An 18,131-nucleotide genomic window follows, 5' to 3' on the forward strand; every position below is an offset into this window, starting at 1 on the left:
GGCCCTGGGGCCTATTCGAGTACCACTTCGAGATCGAGGTGGCACAGCCTGCGATAAATCTCTTCCTTGCGTTCACGCACTGCATGGTTCTGCGGTAACAACTCGCAGCAGCTATGCAGCAAATGCAGCACTTCCAGCGCAAGATCGGGCTCCCAGGCGTGCAGGCCTGAGTCCTGTAATGTTTGGTCGAGGGTTTCGAGTTGGGTCTTGGCCAGTTCGTATTTCTTGGCCATGAAGCACAGCCGCGCGAGGGCGAACTGCCAGAAGAACCGAACCCGCCCGCCGTGGGCGCTTTGCAGGCCCTGCTTGAGAATCTGCACGGCGGCCTTGAGGCCGTCCTTGCGCAGAATCGGCATGACTTCTTCCAGGGCCAGTTCCCAGGCCGGCTGGGTATCGGCGACTTCGACCTTGCGCGGCGCACTGGCGCTTTGCAGGTGCGGCATGACGTGGGCGCTGATCCAGGCGCGGGTGGCCGGGTCGGCGAACGGCGCGCCGTCGTGGAAACGCAATTCGATGATGCCGGGCAGGCGCTGAACCAAAAGCGCGAAGTGGATTTCCACTTCGCGCATGGCCATCTCGGCGTTCAGCCCCTGAAGGCATTCCCAGACCATTCGCTGGCCATCGAACCAGAACGGCGCCTTCGCCAGGCTCGCCTCCAGCTCTACCAGCAGATCAGCGTATTTCCCTTGGTCGAAGCGGTCCTGATAGGCCTTGAGTTTGTCTGCCGGCACGCCACGCAGGACGGTGATCTGCTCGGCATTGCGCTCGGGCACCGCGTCGATGGGCAGCCACAGCAGCGTACGATTGAGGCGCAGGGCGCGCAGGTCGGTGGCTTTCTGCTTGAGCCACCAGGCGCACAACGGACGGGCGCTTTCCTGCTGAGCGCGCAGGGCCTTATGGGCTTCTTTCTCGTTGTCGATCGGTGCGCCGGGGGTGAACAGCTGGGTCGCAGCCTGCTTGACCTGGGCCACTGCGGCGCCCACCACACCGGGCTCCGGCTGGTTGTCAGCGGCGCGCTGAACCATGTTTTTCAAGCGGCGGGAGATCGGCAGCAGCAACGGCGCGTCATCGCCCAAGTGCTCGGTGCACGCGGCGTCGAGGCCTTCCAGATGCTCGACCAGCCGGCGGAACAGCGGCAGCTGCTCTTTGATCGCAACGTTTTCGTTCAGCACCTGTTCAAGACGCGGCACCAACCAGCTGATGGAGGCGGAGCGGGTGCGGGCCTTGTTCGGGTGAACTTCAGCCCAGTGGTTTTCGCAAAGATGGTGCAACAAACCGAGGCCGGCCAGCAGCCCCTGGAAGGATTCACGTTGGTATAGCGCCCAGGTCAGCCACGCGCCGACACGCAAATCCTTGGATTGAGTGCGCAGCAGGTTTTCGCTGTTTTCACGGATTTTCAGCCAGTCGATCTGACCACTTTCGTGCATGGACTGGGCTTTGGCCAGTTCGCTTTCCAATGCCTCGTATTCGCTCGAAAAGCGAACATCCTCGCCCGCGAAACTCTCTTGGGAAACAGAGGCTTTTGCGAGTTCAAGGTAATGGGCAGAAAGTTTGCTTGAGTAGGACATCCATGGCCTTTAATTAGGAAAACGGTCATGCGGCCATTGCAGTTGCAATGGCGCCGGACAGTATCAAAGAGCTGCGATGAGTCTCATCCAATTGAGTTCGTGCTCTTTCAAGTGCGCGCATCCTAATCACAATGATGGCCATTAGCAAGCACCCAAATAAACAATAAAACGGCGGTTTCTCTATTGCATGTAGGAGAAATCCCTATATGTGACAGGGGATTCCCTGACGCTGGCTTTAACCCTCCCATCTCGACGCATTGCCCCCGAAACCATTGGGCCAGAGCGGTTTATCAAACCAGTGGATAATCACTGAACATTCACGCCCTGAAGCGGAACCCAGCATGACAAAAATAAAAAATGAAAAATGTAGGAGGTTTCCGAAAAGTTACAGTCATCTATGGACATAGCAGTGACAGACAATAAGCAATACAAGGCTCCGTCAAAATGATGGCGCCTTGTATTTGATCCATTTCTCTCCATATACATATTCCGTTCACCTCAAATTTCTTACAAAAGTATCGAAGCCCTTCGCGCGTTGCTGACGCAACATTCTGAAACGCGGAAAACTCTGACGTACTTTCTGGAGGCGTCCGACATCATTCTTTTGTTCGCTTGTAAGCGTGTCGGGTAGTTTGCGCTTGCTCCAACTCGGCATCCCCTATGGAGGCTGGCAGGGATGTAAATTGGCGTTGAGCAGAATGGCGGACAATCCGCAGTTGCTGGTGAAGCGAGCGCTGGATCATTTGCCAGCGCAGGAGATGGCGGCGCATGGCGCCCAGGCGTAGCCAGTACAGATCATTCCCACGCAGTGCGCGGGAATGATCAAAGCCCTACAGAAAGCTCAATCAAACATTCGGGCAAGGTACCGGTGCCCAGTCGCCCAGGTCCGGGTTCTTGCACATGCTGTTGACCTGAGAGGTGCCTGCGCTGGCGACTTGCTTGCTTTCCGCCTGTTTGGCTTGTGCGGTTTGCAGGGTTTTCTCGGTGGTGACCGCTTCTTTCGGCACGGTTGGCAGCACCGGTTTTTTCGCCGGTTTCACCGCTTTTTTGCTCTTGGTCGGGGTCACGACCGGTGTGGTGTCGGCGGTCGCCACGGTGACCACGTCAGTGCGCTGCACGCCTACTTGCTGCAGGTCTTTTTCGTAGGCCTGGGTGTAGTTGTTCAGGTCTTCGCTGGCTTTACCGTTCACCGCGACGATCAGGTCGTTGGACTCTTTGAGGCCGGCGACGATTTCTGCCAGGCGCTTGCGGCCCTCGGTGTCGCTGACGGTCTTGGCCTTGCGGTCGGCGACCAGTTTGGTGAACGCGCTCTGGTAGCACTGTTGCGAAGCCTTGGCGTACGCGGTGCTGCGGTCGATGTCGGCGGCGCTTTTGTTGACGTCGGAGGCGTAGGACGCGATGCGCTGGTTGTCATCGGCGATCTGCTTCTGACGCTCGTTGTAGTAACCGACCGCGCCGCCCGCCAGGGCACCGCCTGCTGCACCGATGGCGGCGTTGCGGCCACGGTTCTCGGAATCGGTCAGGGCGCCCAACAGTGCACCGCCGACAGCGCCGACAGCCGCACCGGTAACCACCGACTTGGTCATGTTCGAATCGGTGGCGCGCAGGTGCTGCACCGGCTCGTAGCAGTTCGGGTAGTACTCGACCTTGGTGCTCGAGGCGACCTTGGACGTCGGCGACGTAGCGCAACCGGTCAGTACGGTGCTGAAGCCAACAGCGATCAGCAGCAAGTGACGCTTGGAAACCGAAGCAAAAGCTTTACGGGAGGAAAGCATAGTTGTGTTCTCGTTTAAGTTTGACCAGCTCAGCACGGCCCATCGCCGCCTGAGTCCCTTCCAAGCTCGCTGTACAACGAACGATCAAGACCGCTGAGCGTTCGATGCGAGCAATTCCTTCAATATCGCCGCCGGGTCGGCTCGTCGTTGCTGACGATAATCACCGACATGGCGAACGAATAACGTCGCGCGCGTCACCAGGCTCTTGCCCAGTACCGGCTTGCGCTCCAACTCTTCCTTGATGCGTTGAAACTGCGCCTGGATCACGGCATCGGTGTAGCGCGTGCCAGTCGCCAGGTTGTCGATGTAGATCGCCACCGCGCCGTCCAGCGCGCTGCGGCCGTTGTCGATGGCCATGGCGAACAGCTTGGCGCTGGCCTCGTCCTTGGCGTCCACGGCCTGCTGGCGACTCTTCTGCAAATTGGTCAGGCGAATGTTGTAGTTGTTGACGGTCTCGGCCACCAGGGCCGCCGACTGGATCAGGTTGCCGGCCGCTTCCTCGCGCTGTTGGGCGATGAGCGAGACGTTGCGCTTGAGCTCTTCGTTGACCAGCCCCAACTCGGCTTGCAAACGCGGATCGACGCTGGCGGCAATGATGCTGTCCAGGCGTTTGGTCGGGTCCTGGGCGTCATCGATGGCATCGGTCAGCGAAGCCAGCCGACCTTCTTTCTGCCATTGGGCAAACAGTTCCTTGTAGCGCGAACGGGGCGCCGACAACGCGCCAACCGCGACCCGGAACCCGGTGGTTTCGTTGTTTTGCTCGGTGCCGTCGGCGGCGAACAGCGGGTACTCGCGGCGCATCCCGGTAAACAAGGTGCCCTCGCCTTCCAGGTAATTGCCGCCCTTGACCACGAAGCCGCCGTAGGTTCCCTGGCGCCGTCCGGCGTGCACCAGCTGGAAGGACTCCTGGACCATTTCGGCGGCGTTGCCGATCACGTCGAACAAGCCAATGGGGTTTGGCAGTTTGGTACCGATCGGCATCAACCGCGCGGCCTGACCAGTGCCGCCGGCGACCTGATTGAAGACCGCCCAATCGGCCAGCGGTCCGTCGCTTTCGCTGCCGTCCAGGCGCCGGGGAAACAGGCGCCCTTCCAGGTCCTGACGGCTGACGGCCTGCCCGCCACGGGCAGCAAATTCCCATTCGACTTCGGTCGGCAAGCGCACAAAACCCAGCCCGCCCTCCTCTGCCGAGGTGCCGCGACCGCTCACCGGCAGCAGGTCCTTGTGGTATTTCATCAGCCAGGCGCTATACACCGCCGAGAAGCGTTCCGCCTCGAATCGCGACAGCTTCACCTTGGGCAAACGCCCGGCCATGCCTTGCGGAATTTCAGCCTGCAACGCCTCGCAGGCTGGCGCTGGTTCACCGCTGGCCAACGATTGCGCCTGGGCCATGACCTGCGCGTATTGGCGGGCGGTGACTTCGTATTTGCCGATGAAATAGAGCATCGGTTTGAGCGGGGTGTTGGCGTCGGTCTTGGGCATCAACGGGGTGATGCTTTTACTCCAGTCCTTGGGCAGATCCTTGAGGGTGAACTGGCCATTGATGAAGTCCCGGCGATAACCGGAAATGAACGACTGCTGATAGCCGGCCTCGCCTTCGCTGAACGGGTAACCGAGGCTGATCTCGCGGTCGTCCAGACTGCCCTGGGCCAGGATGTAGACGTAACGGAACACCATCTGCCCTTCGCACGGCAGCGGCAGGCTGACGTCATCGGGCAACGGCTTGGGGTTGTCCAGCTTGTCGGTGCCTTCATCAGCCCAGACCATGCCGGCCAGGCTCAGCGCCACGGCGGCGCCCAGTAACTTATACATCTCGGATTCCTTCACACGCCTGGATACGCGCCACTCGCCAGCCACCACAGAGCGCCGCCACGGCGCTGACGCCGAGCACGGCCGCCAGGGCCAACGCGTAGTGACGCGCCAGCAGATGGCTGGCGTACTCGCCCGGCATCTGCGCAAATAAATGGTTCAGGCCCGATTGCGCCAGGCCATACAGCCCGGCACTCAACAGGGCGGCAAGGCCGGCGCTGTACAGCGCCTGCACCACCACAAACAACAGCAACGCTGCCGTGGAAAACCCCAGCAAGCGCAGCACCGATAACGCTCGACGCTTGCGCTCGACCGCCGCCAGCGCCCCGGCAAAAATCGCCGCGAACGCTCCCGCCACGGCTAATCCGGCGATGATCCAGAACACGATCGACAGGTTGCGGCTCAGCGATTGCACTTGGGCGATGGCCTGGGCCTGGGTCGAGACCAGCAGGTTCTGTGCAGCGAAGTATTGGCGCAGCGGTTCGACATCCTGGAGGCTGCGGGCGTACAGGCGAAACGCCGGATATACCCGCTGCTCCGTCGCGCCCACCGCATCACCTGGCCAATCGAACGCAGGCACGGCGCGGCCGTCCCGGTAATCTTCAGCCGCTTCCAGTAACGTCAACGGCGCGAACAATCCGTCCCGGGCGAAGGCTTCCAGCGGCAGAACCTGCAGCACCTGAACGCGAGTGCGCTGCGCCTCGCCACGACCGGCCACCTGCCGGCCAAAACCGGCCTGTAACCAATCACCGGCCTTGGCCCCAAGCTTTTCGGCGGCGGTCTGGCTGAGCAGCACCTGATCCAGCCCTTGGGGTACCGGCAGACTGCCGAGCAACGGATCGTTGGTGGCGGTGGGGATCATTTCCACAGTCACCGTCGAAGCGCCAGCGGTCAGATCCGCTGTCGCGGCAATCTGCCGGGTGCGCGGCAAGGCGAACGACACGTCGCCGCGCTGGCTCAACTGCTCGATAAACGCGGCACTGAACCGGCCGCCACCCAGGGGGATGATCTCCCGGGTGGCCGGGTCGTTTTCCAGGCGCTCGGTCAAACTGCTGACCAGGCCGAATTTCAAACCGAACAGCACCAGCAGCGGTGCGATCACCGCCACCAGCGCCAATACCGAGCAGGCCGACAGCCAGGCATCGTTGCGGTAATCCTGCCAGGCCAGGGAAGCCACCAGCGCGCCGCGCATCAGCAGGCCTCCCCAAGGGTGGCGGTGACACCGCCATCGACGTCGCGATGACAACTGATGCGTCGCACCTGCAAACCGCTGGCGCGGGCCAGTGACTCGTCGTGGGTGGCAACGACGCAGCACACCCTGTGTTCACGAGCCTGGGTCACCAGTAACTGCATCACGCGTTCCGCGTTCAGCGGATCGAGGGCAGCGGTCGGTTCATCGGCCAACAGCAGGCGCGGCCCATGAGCCAGGGCGCGGGCACAACTCACCCGTTGCCGTTGGCCGACGGACAAGTCGCACGGTCTTTTGCCCAGTTGATCGATGATATCCAACGCCCCGGCCAGGCGATCGACGCTGCCGTCGTCGTTCAAGCCGAGCAGTTGGCGCGACAGGTCGATGTTGCCGCGCACGTCCAGAAAATCCAGCAGGCCACCGGTTTGCAGCACGTAGCCCAAGTGCCGGCTGCGCAGGTTCGCCAAGGCACTTTGCGCATCTGCGCGCCACAGCCCGGCAATGTCCGTCGTGGTTTGGCCGGACGCAAAATCAAACTGCCCGGCCTGATCCGGCGCCAGCACCAGCGCCAGCAAATCGAGCAACGTGCTTTTGCCGCAGCCACTGGGACCGACCACCGCCAGTTGCTCACCGGCACGCAGTTGCAGCCGTGGAATAACCAGGCTATAGCGTTGGCTGCCGGCGCCCCGGCTTTTGTGCACTGCGCTCATGTTCAGCATCACGGCAGCGTCGACAATGGAACGCGGTACAAGGCATCACCCGGTTCGGCATCGCCGAAACGCACCCAGTTGGCCAGGTCGTTGTGGAAGGTTTCGTAGAGGCGGATTTTCGAGTCCAGCTCGTCGATAAAGTCCTCCTGCTCGGCCACGCTCAGGGAAAGCCACAAATCCTGGGTCATGTTCAGCGACTTGCTGCGATAAGGCAGTCCTTCCAGGTACTCCCCCAAAACCCCGCCATCGGCCAGATTGCCGCCCTTGCGCAAGGCCGAGGGATCGCGGCTCATGTAAGCACTGGCACTGGCGATTTCCTGGAAGAAATTCTTCGGTGAGGTCTGGGTCTTGCGGGCGGCGTCAACGATCAGTTTCAGCGATTGCTGCAAGTCGTTGAGCTGCAGTTTGGTCAGCATCACGCACACCTGGAACGCCGGCAGTGCCGGGTTGGTCAAGTCGCGGTCGGCGGTCCAGGCGCTGACCAGTTGCGGCGCCTGGCTGGCGGCTTTTCGCCCCAGGAAGTCCATGTGCATCGCGTAGCCGATGGCCGCCGATTTGTCGGCCAGGCTCGGCGCGGCGCTCAGCAGCGGCACGGTTTGCGACTTGTTGCTGCGCACCTGATGCACCAGGTCGGCAAACACCGAACCGATCTCGTCCACCCGTTCACCGAACTTGCGCACATCGGCGCCCGGCACCGGGATGTACAGATCGCCGATCTGCGGGTTGGCGTCGGCGGTCAGGGTGCGATACTGGCTTTGCGCACCGCCATGGGTTTTCTTGCCGGCATCGCTGAGCAGGTGCAAGGCGTAGATTTTGATCTGTTTGCCCAATGCGGCCTGACGCACTTCGGCCTCGTTCATTTGCGTGGCGGCATACGGGTCGTTCTTGCGCAACGCACCGGCATCGGTGACCAACAGAATCAAGCGTCCGCCATAACCGGACCAGTCCATGCCCTCGACCGCTTCCATCACGCCGGCAAACGCATCTTCGTTGAACGAATGGCTCGAGACCGTGGACGCCTTGACCTGCCGCGCCAGGTCCATGAAGCGCTGTGGGTCGCGGCCCTGGTCCAGGGTGATCAAGGTTTTGGCGACGTATTCCAGGCCAGGGGTTTTCTGGATGCTGTTTCGAAACCCCACCAGGCCAAAGCTGACACTGTCCAGCTCGCCCCGCTCGGCGATGCGGGTTTGCAGTTGGTGCACCACGTCGCGGACCTGATCGATGTAGGGCTGCATGGACACCGTGGTGTCGACGACCAACACCACAGCGGTACGAAATGCATCGGCATTGGCGGCGCTGATCGGAGTGTTGCCGACAGTGGCCTTCGGTGCATTGCCGGGGTCGATGGACGCCACGTTCAGCAACTGCACCGGCTGGCCGTTTTCATCGAAGCTCTCGCGCGAATCAAAGATCGGCAACAGATAAAACTGGTTCTGCGGCACCGCGCTGGCGGCCGGTTCCAGGGCCAGCACCTGCTGATTGTCTTCACGGTTCTGCTGGGCCTTGAGCAACAGGTTTTTTGCAGCCGACGGATCGGCCAGCAGCCGCTCCACTTCGCCGGGCTGACGCAGGAACATCACCGGCGCACGACCGGAGCGTTCGGTGAACTTGAGCACCAGGCTTTGCTTCCAGTCGCTGACTTGCTCGGCTGGCAACCAGCCGTCACTGCGCCCGTCGGTGGCGGCGCCGACGCGTAGCCACGGGCTGCCGGCCACCTCTTGGCGCTGATAGACGTACAGCACGGAAAACGCCGGCAAGGCCTTGTCAGGTGCTGCCCCCGGTTCACTGGCGAGTTTCGCTCCCGGCTTGCTGAGCACCCGCTGGAACAAGGTTTTTTTGCCGGCCATCAGCAGCGGGCGCTGACCATTATCGACGTCTGTCGCCACAGGGGGGTTCACCGGTGGCGCCACGGCTGGTGGTGGTGTTTTGACTGGAGGCACTGAAGCCACTGGCACCTTGGCGTCCGCCTCGACGTCACCGGACAGCCACCAATAACCCGCGCCGCCCAAGGCCAGCACCACGGCTACCGCAACAGCGGCAAGCGCGAACACCGGTCCCTTGCGCTGCTCCGAGGCCGGGGATTGCGGCGTCGACTTCGCCGTCGGCGCAACAGGCTTGGCTTGGGGTTGCGGCTGTGCGGGGCTCGTCGGAATGTCGATAGACACCGGCGTCAGTCCCGCCAGGTCATTGCCCACCGGAAGGGGCAACGGCCGGATCGTGGTCGCTTCAACCGATTCCCCGGGCAGATTATCCAGCGCCTGCAACAACGCCTTTGCATCCGGGAAACGCTCGGCCGGATCCTTGGCCAACAGCTTGCGCAGCACCTCTTGATAACGGCCGTGGTGCACCGGCAGCTCCGGCAGCGGTTCGGTCAAATGCGCCAGGGCCGTAGAGAGCGCGTCGTTGCCGGTGTACGGCAGTTTGCCGACGAGGATTTCGTAGAGCACCACGCCCAGGGCATAAAGATCGGCCCGGCCGTCAATGTCCTGGCCGCGCGCCTGTTCCGGGCTCATGTAGCTGGGCGTGCCGACGGCGAAACCCGCTTGGGTGAACTGGGTGCGGTCGTCCAGCGACTTGGCGATGCCGAAGTCCGAGAGCACCGCTGTGCCATCGGCGCGGAACAGAATGTTCGCCGGTTTGACGTCGCGATGAACCAGCCCCAGCCCATGGGCATAGCCCAGCGCCGAGGCGATCTGGCGGATGTAGATCAGGCCCTGCTCCGGCGTCAGGCCGGCGGCAATGCGCTCCTTGAGCGTGCCATTGGGCAGGTATTCCATAGCCATGTAATACAGCTCACCGACATTGCCGATGTCATGGATGGTGACCGTATGCGGGTGAGACAGGCGCGCCAGGGTTTTGCCTTCGCGCAGGAAGCGCTCGCAGAAACTCGGATCGGCTGCCAGCGCGGCGGCCATGACCTTCAACGCCACCTTGCGCTCCAGCGAGCGTTGGGTCGCCAGGTAAACGCTGGCCATGGCGCCCTCACCGATCTCACCGTCGATGTCGTAGCCCGGGATCAGAATGTTCGCGGTGAGGTTCATGAAGGCACCTTCACGACGATGACGGTGATGTTGTCCGGAGCGCCGCGCATCAGGCCCAGGGACACCAGGCTGCTGGCGATTTCCCCTGGCTCGTCGTGGCCCAGCACCTCGCGGATCTCATGATCTTCAACGGTTTTGTTCAGCCCGTCGCTGCACAACAGGTAACTGTCGCCGGGCTTCAACAGCAACTCGACCATCGCCAGTTCCAGCTGTGCCTGGACCCCGATAGCGCGGGTGACAATATTGGACCGCGGGTGCACCCGGGCTTCGGCTTCACTAAGCAGGCCGCTGTCCTGCAGATCCTGGACGTAACTGTGATCCCGCGAGATGCGTTTGAGTCGGCCGTCACGCAGGCGATACAAGCGGCTGTCACCCGCCCACAGACACACCCCACGCAAGTCACGCGCCGCCAGCACCACCACCGTGCTGCCCATCATGGTCACGCCGCGGTTGGCGGTTTCTTCACGCACGGCGGCGTTGACCCGCAGCAGGTCGGTTTTCAACGCCGCGACGTATTCATCCAGCGAACGGCCCACAGCAATGCTACGCAAACTGTCGACAATCAGACTGCTGACGTAGTCGCCCGCCGCGTGCCCGCCCATGCCATCGGCGACCACCCACAGGCCTTTTTGCGGCAGGTCCAGGCAAGCGTCTTCGTTAACCTGGCGGACCATGCCGACATGGCTTTTGCTTGCAGACTTGAGGGTCCTTCCCACGTTTGAACACATCTACACAACACCTTCTTGGCCGAGCAAAAATTGCGCAAAATCAGCGGCGGCCGGCAGGCCCTGGCACCGCAATAAACCGGGGGCGATGCGCTCCGAACCCTGGCCCCACCACACACTGGCCCCTTCGCAGGCCTGTTCGGCGAGGGCGATCATTCGCGCCTGCGGATCAGTGACATCAAAGCGGTGCAAACCGGCAAAACGGCCGCTCGGGGTGCGTCGCAGATAAGCCGGGCTGCCCAGCGCCTCCAGTCCTGCACCGAAGGCCTCGAAGCTTGCCTCCACGTTCAAGGTGCTCAACAGCAATTGCTCGACCTGTTCAAACCAGATATCCGAACCGCCTATCACCGACGCAGGATCAGCGTCGTGATCCAGCAGCACCGCGACGGTCAGCGGAAAATACCGGCCAACCCGATCAATGCTCGGCATCACCACCCCCACGGCGGCCTGCGGCCCACACACACCGGGCGCAACCATAAAGCGCCACAGCGGACTGACCAGATAGGCATTCAGCCAACGGTCGCCAAGGCTCTGGCTGGCGAGCAACCCCGCCGCCAGCCACGAATCCCAAGGGCCGATAAAACTCTGCGGCAAGCCACGGCTGACAAAGTCCCCGCGACTGGCCAACTTTCCATAGAAGCCCGGCGTGCTCATAAGCGCTCCGGCAGGCTGAAACCGCTGAGCACACGGCTCTTGAACGGGTTGAAGGCGCTGTTGGCCCGTAGCTCATAAGAGGCACTGGCGCCGTCGACCCGCAGCCGCAGGTTGAAGCGGTCCGGCGAGTTGCCGGCGGTGAGGTCCGATTGCTCGAGCAGGCGGAACCAGGCCCAGGGCCCGTCCAGGGTGATGCCGGACCGACCGCTGGCCGTGGGCGGCATGATCGAGATCCGCACCACACCGATGCTGCCGGGGTTGGGCCATTGCATGGCGGTCGGACGGCTAGGTCCGTGGTCGTAGCTCAATTGCTGGCCGTCGAGGTCGAGCAAAAACTGGGTGATGGTGGAATCCATGGCCACGGGCTTGAGTTCGAAGCGCACCATCGGTTGGGTACCGCCGGAACGGAAAAACGCATCCCGGATGGTCGCTGCCCGCTGGAAGGTTTGCAGCACGCCCGGGGCGATGCCGAGCTTCTGCGCGGCGCCCGGTTGCCAGCGCCAGGCCTGGGTCGAGGTATCCACGTAGGGCTGCAGGTATTTGCGGAAGTAGTTGTCCATCACCCCGCCCACGCCGAAGAACTGACCGAAGTCGTCGAGAGTCGCGTCCCGTGCACTGCCTGGCGACATCGGATAACGCCCGGCCAGGGACTGGCGATAGATGTTCACCACTTCGCTGGTCCAGGCCGCGTTCAGTTGATTGCGTACTCCACCCATCATGCTGTTGGTGGTGGAGTTGACCACCGACTTGACCAGGCCCTGCACCAACGCCGGTTGACGCTCGGCGTTGAGGCTGACCCGCGTCGCCGCCGCTGCGGCCTGGTTCTTGGCTTCGCCAAGCAAGGCGTCGCCGCTGGCACCGACCATGGCGCTGACCTGCACATACAGGGCGTTCATGTCGGCCAGCAGGCCGTCGATGGCTGCCGGCTCGCCTTCGTTCTTGCTGACGATGCGGTTGAGTTCGGCAAAATGCGCGGTGACTGGATCGTCACTGGCCTCAGGCGTGTTTTGCATCGCCTGCTCCTGGCCGAGCAAAGTGCCCAAGCGCTCTTTGAGCTTGTCGACCCCGCCCTCCACCGGCGCGCCCTTGGCGGCCAGCACGCGTTCTTCCTGTTGCAGGTCGGTTTCCTTCGCCACCGCCACCAGCAGTTTTTTCAACGGTGAAGTCGGCCCGGAAATCACCCGCAGCACATCGGCGGCCTGGGCCACGCTGGTGATCGGCACGAAGTCGATATCAGCCAACAAGGCGTCCCACTGGCGCTGGTAATCCTGGAAATACAAACGGCGTACATCGGCAGCCAGGCTGGCGACGTTCTGTTGTTCTGCCTGATCGCGACCGAGCACCCACTGCTCCTCGGCCAAGGTGCCGGTCTGGTTCAGGCTGGTGAGCAAAAACCCTTGGCGGTAACCCTTGGCCGTGAAGAAGCCACTCAAGGGGTCGCCCAGCGGCTTGCCGCTCTTGCGGCTGAACACCAGCGCAGCATCGCGCCCGGCCGCTTCGTTAAGACGAAAGTCCGCAATGCCGTCCGGCAGTTTCTGCCGTTTGATCCGGTCGTAGACACGCTGGGCCACCGGCAGCTGTTGCAACTGCCGGCGTAAATCGTCGATCAGGCGTGGGTCGAGACGCGCAGTGGGCGGATGGCGTTCGAACAGCGCCTGCAAGTGCTCACCGAGGGCTACGCGCTGCTCGGCCGGCAAGTCGCGCGGCAGGCTGCGGTCCCAGTCCAGGGCGATCCACGCCTTGATGAAATCAGCATCGTAATGCTCACTGTCGGCGAGCATCAGGTAGGCCTTCAAGCCTTCGTAAAGGAAGTCCGAATTGCCGCCGCCGTGCAGTTGCTCCTCGATACGCGTGAGCAAGCGCGGTGCGAAGACCGCGATCAACAGCTTGCGATAAACGCTGCCGGACTCGGCTTCAAGCATGTCGCCCTGATATAGACCCAGGCCTTCGGCCCAGTTCGGCGCATCATCGGCCAAGTGCTTCACTGCGTTGAGCAAGGGCAACACGGCGAGCACGTCCCGCTGGGCCGGGCTGAGGTTCTGCACGGCCTGGCCCAGGGGCACGACTTTCTGATCGACTTGCGCGATATACGCCTGATTGGCGCGGTAGCTGACCCACCACAAGGTCCCGACCACCAGCACCAAGGCTACGGTCGAGGCCAGCACGCCCTGGGCGATCCACTTGCGTCGACGTTCGACTTTCGGATTGACACCCACCAGCCCACGCTCGGCAAAGGCCACGGCGCTGAAGAGCTTTTCGATGAAGTAACTGCGCCCGGTGCCGTTCTGGCGCACCAGGTGCTGGCGGTCCAGGTTCATGCTCTGGGCCATGGAGCCGATCAGCCGGTCAATCGGGCTGCCTTCCTGGGTGCCGCTGGTGAAATACACCCCGCGCAACAGCGCCCGCTCTTCAAAGGCGTTGGGTTTGAACACGCCCTCAAGGAAGCTTTGCAGGCAATCCTTCAACGCGCCGAACTGCTGTGGAAAACCGTAGATCAGATCGCGCCGCGCCGGGTCGCGTTCCTGCTGCAAGCGCTCCACCAGCCGATCGTTCAGGCGTTGCTCCAGACCGGCGAATTCGCTTTGCAGATGGGCCAGCGGGCTGTCATTGCTTTTGCCGTCATCCAGAGCGAAGGTCATGCCCCAGACCTGGGCTCGCTCTTCCTTGCTCAGGGTGTCGAAATACTCCATGAACCCAGGCACCAGATCGAGCTTGGTCAGCATCAGGTAGATCGGGAAGCGCACGCCCAGTTGGGTGTACAGCTCCTGAATGCGCAGGCGTATCGCAGCGGCATGGGCGGCGCGTTCGGCATCGCTGCCCAGCAACAGGTCGGAGAGGCTGATGGCGATAAATGCACCGTCGATCGGGCGACGGGCCCGCTGTTTTTTCAACAGCCCCAGAAAGCCCAGCCATGCTGCCTTGTCGACCGTCGCGTCGCTGTCCTGAGTGGTGTAGCGGCCTGCGGTGTCGAGCAGCACAGCCTGGTCGGTAAACCACCAATCACAATTACGCGTACCGCCGACGCCGCGCACCGCACCGGCGCCCAACTGCGCGGCCAACGGAAAATGCAGACCGGAGTTGACCAGCGCCGTGGTCTTGCCCGAACCCGGCGGGCCGATGATCACGTACCACGGCAATTCGTAGAGATTGCGTCGTTCGTCGCCGCCCAGCTTGGCTTTCTTCAACAGCGTCAGGGCTTCGTCCATACGTTGACGCAGGGTTTCGAGCTCTTCGGCCGTAGCGATGCTGGTCGGGTCCGGCGGGGTTTGCGCCGCCAGACTGCGCATGACTTCGGCGGCCTGACGGCGGGCCTGGATGATGCGAAACACTCGATAGGCGATCCACACCGCGAATACCAGAATGATCAGCGTCCAGCGCCGGCCTTCGGGCACCAGGAGTTCAAGCAGCGGCCCGACAAACCAGATGATCAGGCTCAGGGCGATCAGCCCCAGCAACGGAATGACCCAGCGGGTCATAAAACTGAAAAACGCCTTCACTCGACCCCCTCCGCCAACACTGTGATTTCGACCCGACGATTGCGTGCGCGGCCCTCGGTCGTAGCGTTCGAGGCCAACGGTTCGGTGTCGCTGCGGCCTTCGGCGCTGAAGCGCTCGGGCTGGCCGGTCTTGGCCGAAAGGATTTGCAGCACCGAAGTGGCCCGTGCCTCGGACAACGCCCAGTTCGATGGAAACCTCAAGGTGGCAATCGGGCGATTGTCACTGTGACCGGTCACCCGGACCTGCCCCTTGACCTTGCGAATGGCATCGGCGATGCGCAGCATCAGCGGCTGGAAATTGTCGACGATACTGGCGCTGCCCGAGGCGAACAGCTCATCGCCACGGATGGTCACCACTGAACGGTCAACGGCATCTTCCACGGCCACCCGGCCGGCCTTGATTTCATCAGCGAGAAAACCGGCCAAGCGTGGCCGCTCGACCAGTTTCGGCTGCACCACCGGACGGTCGATGGCCTGCACCGGGATCTCGCCCAGCGCATGAATGTTTTTAAACACCGGCTCGGCATCGGCGGCCAGTTTCAAGCGCAGGCCGAACACCAGGGCCAGCAGCAACGCCACACCGATGGCCACCGCGATCCATGGCGGCATGAATTGCGCCAGTCGATCGCGCGCCACGGTCACGCCGCGCCAATGGGGCGACAGTTCACGCTCATATTCGCCACGGGCGCTGCGGATAACCGCACTGGTGCGCTCACGCAACGCCTCCAGTTGGCTGCGACCATCATTCATGACCCGATAACGCCCTTCGAAACCCAGGCACATGCACAGGTACAACAGCTCCAACAGATACAAACGTTCGCGGGGGCTTTGCAGGCAATGTTCCAATAGCTGGAACACCTTCTCGCCGCCCCAGGCCTCGTTGTGCACGGTGATCAGCAGGCTCTGCTTGCCCCAGTCGCCGGTGCCACCCCACGGCGTACTCAACACCGCTTCATCCAGGGCGGTGCACAAGGCGTAACGGGCCAGCAACACATCGTTGCGCACCACGCCGGCGGCCTCGGCGCGCTCCTCGAACTGGCGCAGGTAGGCCAGTAGTTGCGCCCGCAGACTCGCCGGTGCCGGGTGGGCAATGGTGTTGCGCAAGCGGGTCAGCAAAGCCAGCAGCGGGCCCGCGGCGCTCTCCAGGGGGTTGAGACCTTCGGCTTTGCCGGTCAACAGCGGCGCGGCCGGCATCGACAGTGGCGCGGGCTGGGCGCGGCCAGGGTCCGGGCGGGCCGGCTCGGCGCCACGGCCACCGGGTGTCGGCATGAACTGGGTACGATCGTCGTTATTCATCGCGGTTTATCCTCGGATCGCCCAGAAAGCCAGGTTCAACCCCGGGAACTGACCCGCGATGTGGAACGCAAAACCGCCGGAGTTGGCCAGTTGTTGCCAATGCTCGCTGCCCCGGTCGAGTTCGTAATAGGTGGAGCCGGCGTGATAGGGAATCTGCCGTGGCGCCACCGGCAGCGGCAGCAGACCGATGCCCGGCAATTGCAGGTTGACCATGTCGCGAATGTGTTCCACCGAGCCGATTTTGCTCTGCAGGCCGAAGCGGCTGCGCAGGGTCTCGGCAGGTACATCGGCGCGCACCACCAGAATAAAACTGGCGTTGTCGAGCAGGGTCTTGTCAGCCAGCATGGCCACATGAATGCCATAGGCTTTTTCGACGATCGGAATCGGCGTGGCCTTGCTGTCGATCAGCATCGACAGCGCTTCACGCAGGGCTTGCATCACCGGCGCAAAGCTCAGCGCGAGGTCATCATGCTGGTACTGCGGGAATTCCTGCGGTCGCCGCCCGGAAGCGGTAAAAGTCGAGAATTCCCCGGCCAGGCTCACCAACTCGCTGTAGAAGCGCTCGGGATGCAAAGGGCTCAAGTGGCTCAAGTGCTGGATCAACGGCTGAGCACGGTTGACCAGTTGCAGCAGCATGAAATCGGCAATCTCCGAAGCACCGCCGGCACCGGACGCCACCACCCGCCCAGCGAGCGCTTCTCCGCGTTGATGAAGCAGGCCCAGTAGCTCGTTGCGAAACGCAGCCAAGGGCGTGGAGGCGACCACATCCAGCAGCGGCGGGATGTAAGTGTCATCGAGCACCAAGGCGCGGTCGGCGCGTTTCTCCTTGATTCGCACCAGGCCGATGGCCGCGTAGTCGCTGATGCCATCCCGGGCGACCAATAATCGCAGTGCCCTCGACCCCACGGCCACCGGGGCCTGGTTTTCGAACGGCGCGTTGTCGTCCCGCACTTCGCGCACCTGACTCACATAGCGCGCAGCACCCAGGGCCTCGCCTTCGTCAACGGTGTCACGCGCGCCGGCGCGCTTGAGCGGCAAGGCCAGGTACACCAAACCATCGCGCAGGTTGTCATCGATATTCAGCGGGCTCGGCGCCAGGTCATCCTGGGGAATGTTGAATGGCGTGCCGTCTGGCAACAGGCCCCGCGCCGAGATGATCGCCAGTTTGCCCTGGGCCAGCAGGCCCTGGTCGATCAGCAACTCAGAAAACCCCCAGGCACCGGCCGACAATGGGCGACTCCGGGCGTCGATGAGATTCTCCAGGTAACGGTCATGCTGCTGGAAGTGCTGCGTTCCAATGAACATGCCTTCCGACCAGACCACGCGATTGTTCCAGGACATGGGGGGCTCCGATTGTTTATTGGGCAGGGCTGGATGGGGGAACCGCGACGGCGCTGCGCACGGCTCGCACGTCGAGGCTGATCTGGTATTCGGTGTATTGGCGCGGCGGGACGTTCATCACCGTGCGCCACAGCGACTGATCCAGCTCGCGATACCCCACCAGCACGCCGATATGGCGGGTGGCCGGATCGAGGTCACGCTGCAGACTCAACTGCTGGCCAGGCTGGATCAGCACTTCGTCCTGGTCGATCAGATCCGCACCGAGCGTCGCCTGGGCTCGTTCGGCCAGTGCGAAATAATCGGAACGACCGAAGGTGGCAGCATTCTTCAATTCGAAAATGCGCACCCGGACCGGGGCCGGCTGCCCAGTGGCTCCGGGGTTGAGCCCGGCGATGGCGTGAAAGTGCAACTCGACGGCGGCCGTGTCGGCCTCAGCCTCTTCGGGCTGGGGTTTGGTGGCCTCCTTGGCACACGCGGTCAGCAGAAGCGCGGTGGCGACTGCGAGTAAAAACCTGTGAATCATCCTG

At 62.6% G+C, this 18,131-nt stretch carries 12 protein-coding genes; all 12 read right to left on the minus strand.

Features of this window, described 5'->3' with window-relative positions:
- Positions 1 to 11: 11 nt before the first annotated feature.
- The 12 genes from tssA to tssJ all read right to left on the minus strand — a co-directional run bounded on the left by tssA (position 12) and on the right by tssJ (position 18,127).
- The gene (gene tssA, locus PGR6_RS28280; protein ID WP_064621124.1) at positions 12 to 1,568 is read right to left on the minus strand and encodes a type VI secretion system protein TssA; all 1,557 of its coding nucleotides are present in this window, start codon (positions 1,566 to 1,568) and stop codon (positions 12 to 14) included.
- An 845-nt stretch (positions 1,569 to 2,413) separates the two neighbouring features.
- Positions 2,414 to 3,343 carry a type VI secretion system-associated lipoprotein TagQ gene (tagQ, locus tag PGR6_RS28285; protein ID WP_064621125.1) on the minus strand — a complete coding sequence of 310 codons (930 nt, stop codon included), beginning with the start codon at positions 3,341 to 3,343 and terminating at the stop codon, positions 2,414 to 2,416.
- A gap of 84 nt (positions 3,344 to 3,427) precedes the next feature.
- Positions 3,428 to 5,155 (minus strand): formylglycine-generating enzyme family protein, encoded by a 1,728-nt coding sequence (locus tag PGR6_RS28290; RefSeq protein ID WP_019650066.1) that lies wholly within the window; start codon positions 5,153 to 5,155, stop codon positions 3,428 to 3,430.
- The gene (locus PGR6_RS28295; RefSeq protein WP_064621126.1) at positions 5,148 to 6,344 is read right to left on the minus strand and encodes an ABC transporter permease; all 1,197 of its coding nucleotides are present in this window, start codon (positions 6,342 to 6,344) and stop codon (positions 5,148 to 5,150) included. Before PGR6_RS28295 ends, PGR6_RS28290 begins: the two co-directional genes overlap by 8 nt.
- Positions 6,344 to 7,060, minus strand: a complete 717-nt coding sequence (locus PGR6_RS28300) for an ABC transporter ATP-binding protein (protein ID WP_064621127.1) — start codon at positions 7,058 to 7,060, stop codon at positions 6,344 to 6,346. The genes PGR6_RS28295 and PGR6_RS28300 overlap by 1 nt, the downstream gene beginning before the upstream one ends.
- Positions 7,060 to 10,092: a serine/threonine-protein kinase gene (locus PGR6_RS28305; RefSeq protein ID WP_064621128.1), complete on the minus strand. Its 3,033-nt coding sequence runs from the start codon at positions 10,090 to 10,092 to the stop codon at positions 7,060 to 7,062. Before PGR6_RS28305 ends, PGR6_RS28300 begins: the two co-directional genes overlap by 1 nt.
- The gene (locus PGR6_RS28310) at positions 10,089 to 10,808 is read right to left on the minus strand and encodes a PP2C family protein-serine/threonine phosphatase (RefSeq protein ID WP_168206193.1); all 720 of its coding nucleotides are present in this window, start codon (positions 10,806 to 10,808) and stop codon (positions 10,089 to 10,091) included. The genes PGR6_RS28305 and PGR6_RS28310 overlap by 4 nt, the downstream gene beginning before the upstream one ends.
- Positions 10,809 to 10,820: 12 nt before the next feature.
- Positions 10,821 to 11,471 (minus strand): type VI secretion system-associated protein TagF, encoded by a 651-nt coding sequence (gene tagF / locus PGR6_RS28315; RefSeq protein ID WP_064621130.1) that lies wholly within the window; start codon positions 11,469 to 11,471, stop codon positions 10,821 to 10,823.
- Complete coding sequence (tssM, locus tag PGR6_RS28320; RefSeq protein ID WP_064621131.1) at positions 11,468 to 14,968, minus strand: type VI secretion system membrane subunit TssM; 3,501 nt, start codon at positions 14,966 to 14,968, stop codon at positions 11,468 to 11,470. Before tssM ends, tagF begins: the two co-directional genes overlap by 4 nt.
- Positions 14,965 to 16,263: a DotU family type VI secretion system protein gene (locus PGR6_RS28325; protein WP_018927422.1), complete on the minus strand. Its 1,299-nt coding sequence runs from the start codon at positions 16,261 to 16,263 to the stop codon at positions 14,965 to 14,967. Before PGR6_RS28325 ends, tssM begins: the two co-directional genes overlap by 4 nt.
- Before the next feature lie 6 nt (positions 16,264 to 16,269).
- Positions 16,270 to 17,604 carry a type VI secretion system baseplate subunit TssK gene (gene tssK / locus PGR6_RS28330; protein ID WP_018927421.1) on the minus strand — a complete coding sequence of 445 codons (1,335 nt, stop codon included), beginning with the start codon at positions 17,602 to 17,604 and terminating at the stop codon, positions 16,270 to 16,272.
- A 16-nt stretch (positions 17,605 to 17,620) separates the two neighbouring features.
- Positions 17,621 to 18,127: a type VI secretion system lipoprotein TssJ gene (gene tssJ / locus PGR6_RS28335; RefSeq protein WP_018927420.1), complete on the minus strand. Its 507-nt coding sequence runs from the start codon at positions 18,125 to 18,127 to the stop codon at positions 17,621 to 17,623.
- Positions 18,128 to 18,131: the final 4 nt, after the last annotated feature.

The organism is Pseudomonas sp. GR 6-02 (assembly GCF_001655615.1).
GTDB lineage: Bacteria > Pseudomonadota > Gammaproteobacteria > Pseudomonadales > Pseudomonadaceae > Aquipseudomonas.

Bases quoted from the DNA above. Each gene is read 5' to 3' on its own strand.
- tssA (WP_064621124.1), bottom strand. From the start codon at position 1,568: ATGTCCTACTCAAGCAAACTTTCTGCCCATTACCTTGAACTCGCAAAA.
- tagQ (WP_064621125.1), bottom strand. From the start codon at position 3,343: ATGCTTTCCTCCCGTAAAGCTTTTGCTTCGGTTTCCAAGCGTCACTTG.
- PGR6_RS28290 (WP_019650066.1), bottom strand. From the start codon at position 5,155: ATGTATAAGTTACTGGGCGCCGCCGTGGCGCTGAGCCTGGCCGGCATG.
- PGR6_RS28295 (WP_064621126.1), bottom strand. From the start codon at position 6,344: ATGCGCGGCGCGCTGGTGGCTTCCCTGGCCTGGCAGGATTACCGCAAC.
- PGR6_RS28300 (WP_064621127.1), bottom strand. From the start codon at position 7,060: ATGCTGAACATGAGCGCAGTGCACAAAAGCCGGGGCGCCGGCAGCCAA.
- PGR6_RS28305 (WP_064621128.1), bottom strand. From the start codon at position 10,092: ATGAACCTCACCGCGAACATTCTGATCCCGGGCTACGACATCGACGGT.
- tagF (WP_064621130.1), bottom strand. From the start codon at position 11,471: ATGAGCACGCCGGGCTTCTATGGAAAGTTGGCCAGTCGCGGGGACTTT.
- PGR6_RS28325 (WP_018927422.1), bottom strand. From the start codon at position 16,263: ATGAATAACGACGATCGTACCCAGTTCATGCCGACACCCGGTGGCCGT.
- tssK (WP_018927421.1), bottom strand. From the start codon at position 17,604: ATGTCCTGGAACAATCGCGTGGTCTGGTCGGAAGGCATGTTCATTGGA.
- tssJ (WP_018927420.1), bottom strand. From the start codon at position 18,127: ATGATTCACAGGTTTTTACTCGCAGTCGCCACCGCGCTTCTGCTGACC.